The following is a 6,032-nucleotide window of genomic DNA, read 5'->3' on the forward strand; positions in this document are numbered from 1 at the left end:
ATGACGACTTCTCTATACATTTCAAAATTAAAAAATTTTGAAATACTCGAAGTGACGGTCTGAAAACGAAGCGACGTTTTTAATTCAATAAATCCGAATTGTCTCTTGCCAATGCATTATAAACACTCTTGACATCCTGTGAAAATTCTTTTTTCAAAATTAAATTGGCCGTAGGTGTATAAACGAAAATAGTATCTTCAACCCCTATAAAAGCCGTGTAATTATTAGTCCCAATCACCATATTCCCATTTTCATCAACTGGATGACCAATACTAACCAAATAGTCATACACTGATTCAAAAGAACCCAAATCAGACCAATCAAATTGTGAGGATACCACTTTTATTTTCTTGCTTCGCTCCATCACCGCATAATCAATGCTGATGGAAGGAATATCCATAGATAATGCTAAATCTAAATTTCCATTGCTATTATTTTCCCAAGTCAATTTTGATTTCTCATATACTTCAGGATGAAAAGCTTTCAATTCTTCCAACAAAACTCCCGCCTTAAAACAAAACATTCCGCTGTTCCAAAGAAAATTCCCTTTGGCTATAAAATCCCGGGCCGAAACCTGATTCGGTTTTTCTCTAAAAGAAATTACGTCATCCCCTTTGCGCTCAATGTACCCATATCCCGTTTCCGGCTTCGTAGGCACAATCCCGAAAGTGACAATGTATCCTTGGGACGCTTTTTCAACCGCTTCCTGGATCGCCTTTTCATAGGCTACCATATCGTCAATAATATGATCGGATGGCGTGACAATTAAAACATCGTCCGGATCAGCAGCAAATGCAGCAAATGCAATGGCTGCAGCCGTATTTCTTGGAGTCGACTCGATGATATCGATGTATGCTGTATTTGATTTCTCTAATACCTTTCGGCTCAAATGACAATTGTCAATGTTCCCAACGACCATCACTTTATCAGCAATATTGCGATTGCGATCCACGGTCATTTCAAACAATGATTTACCATCAAAAATGTCAAGATATTGTTTCGGTTGGCTTTTGCGTGACAAAGGCCACAAACGACTTCCTACTCCTCCTGTGAGGATGACATGCGTGATTGAGTGTTTATTTTCCATATCTTATTATTTATAGACTATTTGTTCTTTGTTTGTTGGACGAAAAACGATAAACGCTTCCTATAACCTTCCGTCTACAGTATCTCCCAAAACCCCTTTTACATCATATAAAAGGCTCTTTGTATTTTGTAACTGCGATAGATCCATATCTAAAAATTCAGAGTGTGCCACAGCCAAGACTACAGCATCAAACTTTTGATTGGGAACTGTATTGCTCGTTACTAACTTGTATTCTTTTTTGACCGCTTCGGGACTGGCCAATGGGTCGTATATAGTTACGGCGATACCGTAATCGCTTAAGGCGGCGATAACATCGACAATTTTAGTATTGCGAACATCGGGGCAATTCTCTTTGAAAGTGATTCCAAGCATCAACAGCGTAGCTCCATTGACTGAAATACCCTTCTTAATCATTAATTTCACTATCTGGGAAGCTACATATTCCCCCATGCTGTCATTTAAGCGTCTACCCGCCAAAATGATTTCGGGATGATATCCCATTTCTTGCGCTTTTTGAGCCAAATAATACGGATCAACACCAATACAATGCCCTCCTACTAACCCCGGCTTAAAAGGAAGAAAATTCCATTTGGTTCCAGCAGCCTCTAAAACAGACTGGGTATCGATATTCAGTAAATTGAATATTTTGGATAACTCATTCACAAAGGCAATATTAATATCCCGTTGGGAGTTCTCGATCACTTTTGCCGCCTCGGCCACTTTTATGGATGGTGCCAGATGCGTACCAGCCGTAATTACGGATTGGTATAACTTATTTACTTTTTGGCCAATTTCAGGTGTGGAACCCGAAGTCACCTTTAATATTTTATCTACTGTATGCTCTTTATCCCCGGGGTTTATTCTCTCAGGAGAATAGCCCACAAAGAAATCAACATTGAATTTTAGTCCAGAGATACGCTCTAGAACAGGAACACACTCTTCCTCCGTCACCCCCGGATATACCGTGGATTCGTAAATCACAATATCTCCCTTTTTCAATAGTTTCCCTACTGTTTCAGATGACTTATATAAAGGAGTCAAATCAGGACGATTATTTTTATCTACCGGCGTGGGAACCGTAACGACATAATAATTACAATCGGATACCTCATCTAAAACAGAAGTACAATACAATCCTACTGCTGGACTTGTTTTGTCTACCAAGACTTTCGACAACGAAATCGAATCGATTTCGAGTGTTGCATCATGGCCTGATTTTAATTCGGCAACCCTTGATTCATTGATATCAAATCCAATTACGGCATGTTTTGTAGCAAACAATCGTGCCAATGGCAAACCAACGTAACCCAGACCTATAACCGCTATTTTTATGTTTGAAATCATCTGTCGTCGAGTGAATATTTAAACACTTTTGATATGTTTTATTAAATATGTCGCAGCGCTTCGCCTTTCCAACCCACAACAATGTGGTGGAAAGTCAGCGAAATTTGAGTTGGCAAATATAGCGAGATTAAATCGTTCTTTTCACTACCTTTTTAACTTTATAAAAAACCCTAAAATCACCGTCACGACCAAAAATACGTAAGTACCTGAATATCAAATTACCACGGTCAGGATTGACGATTTATTTGCGCAAAAATATCACCTAATTAGGTGAGGACTCAAACTTCAATTAGAGTGAATTATGTAAAAAAGATATACTTATTATTATCCTCTTTAGCAATTTAAATATGATGGTACTATGCTAAGGATTCCTTTGACAGAGGCAGAAATCAGTAAACAGTACAAACTGATGCAATCAAGCCGACACAATCGAAACGACGATCACAAAACACCACAACAACTGCCGTCACTTAGAGTGGTTATACGTATTCCACTGTTCTCGATACTTCGCAATGATTTTCTAGAGCAAATCATTACTCAACTCGAACTGACATGAACTGGGACTTTCTAAGCTAATTGATTAATAAATGACTCTTCGAAAAAAGAATAGAGACGATTATTTAAAATTCATTTTTAAGGTGCACCCCATTGATTCCAACACCAGAACATAGTGGTTGTTTTTAATTTCTTGGACGGTAGCCTCCTGGGCAATGAAGGGCCCAGATTCCAGGGTGATTTTGTCCCCGATTTGAAAAGCCTCTAATGAAACATCGCATTTATCCGGAGTGCTAAGCCAGTCTTTAATCGTATTGATTTCTTCATCACGAACAATGGCCGCTTTCCCCAACCAAAATAAATACCGAACTGCACCTGCCGATTGAAACACCAAGTTTCTATCCTTTTCTTCTAGCTGAACAAATACATAGGAATTAAAAAGAGGTACTATAACCTTCTTCTTTCTATCTGACCATTGACGCACCTGCGTAATCAGAGGACAATAACATTCTATTCCTATCTTTGTCAATTGCTCCGCTACTTTCTTCTCCCATTTAGGTTTTGTATATACTACGTACCAGTTCATCATTTGCTTTGTATTGAAATAACATCTTCTTGTTATTCCGTTATTTTATATAAATATCCATTTATTGTTCGCTAACTATTTTTAGCCACGAATTACACAAATCGGCACTAATTTATGTGTTAGCGAAACTACTTGACCCGCTTATATCCGTTTTAACCGCAAATTACCGAATTAATATTTAAACTACTTTCAATACCGATTACACTTTTATTATAATAGTACAATTTTTCATTTTTCCCTCTTTAATATTAATTATAGTTATTTATTAGTCCGGAAATTTAGATTGTAATCATGATCGCCTGTGCCGATAGCTATAAGGAGGACTAAACATAAACTCGTTTGGTATAAAAACCAAATACAAAAAAAATCTCGTGCTATGCAGCTAATGAGATTGCTTCGTTCCTCTTAATGACTATACGTAGCTATCATTACAAATTATCTAGTTGTCTTGATAAAAAAAATACCGATTGCATTTTTATTATAATAGAGATTTAGTTTGGCATTTACTTATTATGATTAACAAGCTCCATTTTCCGCCGCTTTGGCTCACTCTTCTTCGGAGAGGGCTGCTAGCGTTAGGACTTACGAACCAATCGCTTGATACACAAATCCCATTTTCTCCAAAACTGGACGATTCAATATATTTCTTCCATCGAAAACAAAAGCAGGCTTTTGCATGGAGTCGTATATTTTTTGCCAATCATACTGTACAAACTCATCCCATTCCGTAAGTACTGCAATAGCATGTGCATTTTTGCAAGCTTCATATGGATTTTCAAATGACATAATACTATTTGCATTTTGCACAGTAGTTCTAGTCTCTAAATAATCCAAATCAGCCAGTACTTTATTCCTTGACACTTTTGGATCATAGACGGCAATTTTTGCATTTTCATTAATCAGATCATCTGCTACATAAATAGCCGCAGATTCCCTAGTATCATTCGTGTCTTTTTTGAAAGCCCATCCTAAGAATGTAATTTTTTTATCAGAAACGGTATTGTAAAGTGTTTGTACAATATTACTAGAAAAACGTCTTTTTTGATGATCGTTCATTATGATAACCTGCTCCCAATAATCAGCCACTTCATTCAACCCATAGGACTTTGCAATATAAACCAAATTCAATATGTCTTTCTGGAAACAAGAACCTCCAAATCCCACTGACGCTTTAAGAAATTTAGACCCTATTCGACTGTCCATCCCTATAGCTTTTGCCACTTCATTCACATCAGCACCCGTCTTCTCACAAAGCTCAGACATGGCATTAATTGAAGAAATTCTTTGTGCCAAAAATGCATTAGCTGTTAACTTAGATAATTCTGATGACCAAACATTAGTAGTCAGAATTTTATCGATTGACACCCAGTTAGAATAAACGTCAACAAGAGATTGTATCGCTTTTGCACCTTCTTCAGTTGTATCTCCACCAATTAATATACGATCTGGATTCAACAAATCTTGCACCGCTGTTCCCTCTGCCAGAAACTCTGGGTTAGAAAGAATCTGAAATTGTACGCCATTACCGGTATTGTCTAAAATACTTTTGATGGCTTCTGCAGTTCGCACCGGTAACGTTGATTTCTCTACGACTATTTTATCATCCTTGGCTATTTTAGCAATTTGTCTGGCACACAATTCAATGTATTTTAAATCTGCAGCCATACCCTTTCCTTTACCATACGTTTTAGTAGGGGTATTAACAGAGATAAAAATAATTTGTGCTTCGTCGATTGCTTTTTCAACATCCGTAGAAAAGAATAAATTTCTACCTCTGGCTTCACCAACTATTTTATCCAGTCCCGGTTCGTAAATAGGAATATTATCTAAATTTTCATCGTTCCAAGCGGCAATTCGTTCTGCATTTAAATCAACAACGGTAACTTGTATCTGCGGGCATTTTTGTGCTATAACGGCCATTGTAGGTCCACCTACATATCCTGCTCCAATGCAACAAATTTTTGTAATTTTCATTTCTTATATTTTCTGTTTTCTGTTCTCTGCTGTCGGTTTTCTGTTGTCGGTTAGAGGTAAAAGTCAATCCTATAGCTTATCTATAAATAACTCATAACAATCAAAAGAAAACTCTCTATTCAAATTTATTCCAATTATTTTCAACATAACGCAAAAAAGAAAACAATTTTGCACCCAAGATATCGTACTCTTTTTGAAGAACAATCATTTCAATCGATAGGTCTGGGTAAAGCACTATTAATTTTTCTATATGGCAAATTGTTTCCAAATTACTCGCATGAGAATACGTTAAAAACTTGATAAAGTCCATCTTATATCGTTTTCTTCCGTATCCCTCTACAATATTAGTTACCACAGAATCAGAAGACCTCCTAATTTGGCTCCCTAATTCGTATAATTCATACTTTGGCAACCTTAATGAAACATGATGCGTTCTGTAAAACAAAGATAACGCTAACGTGTATATATCTAAATCTTTGTAACTTTTCATATTTTCGGTTTTCGGTTTTCGGTTTTCGGTTTTCGGTTTTCGGTTTTCGGTTTTCG

6 protein-coding genes are annotated in these 6,032 nt (G+C 36.8%); 1 reads left to right on the top strand and 5 read right to left on the bottom strand.

Annotated elements, in window-relative coordinates; genetic code table 11:
- Positions 1 to 79: 79 nt before the first annotated feature.
- Both AAC069_RS17560 and AAC069_RS17565 read right to left on the bottom strand, forming a co-directional pair.
- Positions 80 to 1,087 carry a mannose-1-phosphate guanylyltransferase gene (locus AAC069_RS17560; RefSeq protein ID WP_339921741.1) on the bottom strand — a complete coding sequence of 336 codons (1,008 nt, stop codon included), beginning with the start codon at positions 1,085 to 1,087 and terminating at the stop codon, positions 80 to 82.
- A 60-nt stretch (positions 1,088 to 1,147) separates the two neighbouring features.
- Positions 1,148 to 2,431: a nucleotide sugar dehydrogenase gene (locus AAC069_RS17565; RefSeq protein ID WP_339921742.1), complete on the bottom strand. Its 1,284-nt coding sequence runs from the start codon at positions 2,429 to 2,431 to the stop codon at positions 1,148 to 1,150.
- 358 nt (positions 2,432 to 2,789) lie between these two features.
- Between AAC069_RS17565 and AAC069_RS17570 the strand changes: the two genes are divergently transcribed.
- A complete protein-coding gene (locus AAC069_RS17570) occupies positions 2,790 to 2,987 on the top strand; it encodes a hypothetical protein (RefSeq protein WP_339921743.1) in 198 nt (65 codons plus the stop codon).
- 60 nt (positions 2,988 to 3,047) lie between these two features.
- On the opposite strand, the gene AAC069_RS17575 is transcribed toward AAC069_RS17570, so the two are convergent.
- From AAC069_RS17575 to AAC069_RS17585, 3 genes are all read right to left on the bottom strand, one after another.
- Complete coding sequence (locus AAC069_RS17575) at positions 3,048 to 3,515, bottom strand: UpxY family transcription antiterminator (RefSeq protein ID WP_339921744.1); 468 nt, start codon at positions 3,513 to 3,515, stop codon at positions 3,048 to 3,050.
- 579 nt (positions 3,516 to 4,094) lie between these two features.
- Positions 4,095 to 5,486: a UDP-glucose 6-dehydrogenase gene (locus AAC069_RS17580; protein WP_339921745.1), complete on the bottom strand. Its 1,392-nt coding sequence runs from the start codon at positions 5,484 to 5,486 to the stop codon at positions 4,095 to 4,097.
- Between the two features lie 115 nt (positions 5,487 to 5,601).
- On the bottom strand, positions 5,602 to 6,032 hold a 431-nt coding region (locus tag AAC069_RS17585), incomplete at its 5' end, for a four helix bundle protein (RefSeq protein ID WP_339921746.1).

It is taken from the genome of uncultured Flavobacterium sp. (assembly GCF_963974175.1).
Lineage (GTDB): Bacteria > Bacteroidota > Bacteroidia > Flavobacteriales > Flavobacteriaceae > Flavobacterium.